The following is a 724-nucleotide window of genomic DNA, read 5'->3' as shown; positions in this document are numbered from 1 at the left end:
TTTCGCAGGCTACCGCGTCCTTCATCGCCTGTGATCGCCAAGGCATCCACCACATGCACTTGTTCGCTTGACCCTATAACGAGTCTGTCTCATCGACAGTCGTTACAGGTTGAGTTCTCGCATTTGCCGTATTCCAATAGAGTCGAACTTAGAGTTCGAATCATCTTGAGATACATCGATACAATCACAACCCGGATAACTTCCACGTCCATCTCAAGACGCTTCCGCTATCCAAATTACTTACTTCTTCCAGATTGTTAAAGAACGACAGCCGATATGGTGTTACTCATATCACTCTGACTGGCTCAATCGCCAATGGCAAATGTTCGTCTCACACGTCACTTTCGTGTGATCCAAACGCTTCCCATTGAAGATTGGTGGAGGCAGACGGGATCGAACCGACGACCCCCTGCTTGCAAAGCAGGTGCTCTCCCAGCTGAGCTATGCCCCCATATACAGAGAATCTCAGGTGTTAGCCTGTCGGCTTGGGGTACTCGTAAGCGCTAAAGCGCTAACGATCACCGACACGTCAGACAATGGTGGGTCTGGTTGGATTCGAACCAACGACCCCCGCCTTATCAAGACGGTGCTCTAACCGACTGAGCTACAGACCCCTGAGTCTGTCTTTAATTTACAGCCGATAAGCGTGAGCGCTCAACTTCGCGAGATAGCTCTGGAAAGGAGGTGATCCAGCCGCACCTTCCGATACGGCTACCTTGTTACG

Annotated in this window: 2 tRNA genes; both read right to left on the bottom strand. The window is 50.7% G+C overall.

The window, feature by feature from the left end:
- Window positions 1–375: 375 nt before the first annotated feature.
- Window positions 376–451: transfer RNA gene (locus ACPUER_RS36990), tRNA-Ala, on the bottom strand.
- A gap of 86 nt (window positions 452–537) precedes the next feature.
- Window positions 538–614: transfer RNA gene (locus ACPUER_RS36985), tRNA-Ile, on the bottom strand.
- Between the last annotated feature and the right edge of the window lie 110 nt (window positions 615–724).

The sequence above is a fragment of the Burkholderia sp. DN3021 genome (assembly GCF_049805555.1).
Taxonomy (GTDB): Bacteria; Pseudomonadota; Gammaproteobacteria; order Burkholderiales; family Burkholderiaceae; genus Burkholderia; species Burkholderia pyrrocinia_C.
Note: the sequence above shows the minus strand (reverse complement) of the source record. Positions and strands in the feature narration are given on the sequence as shown.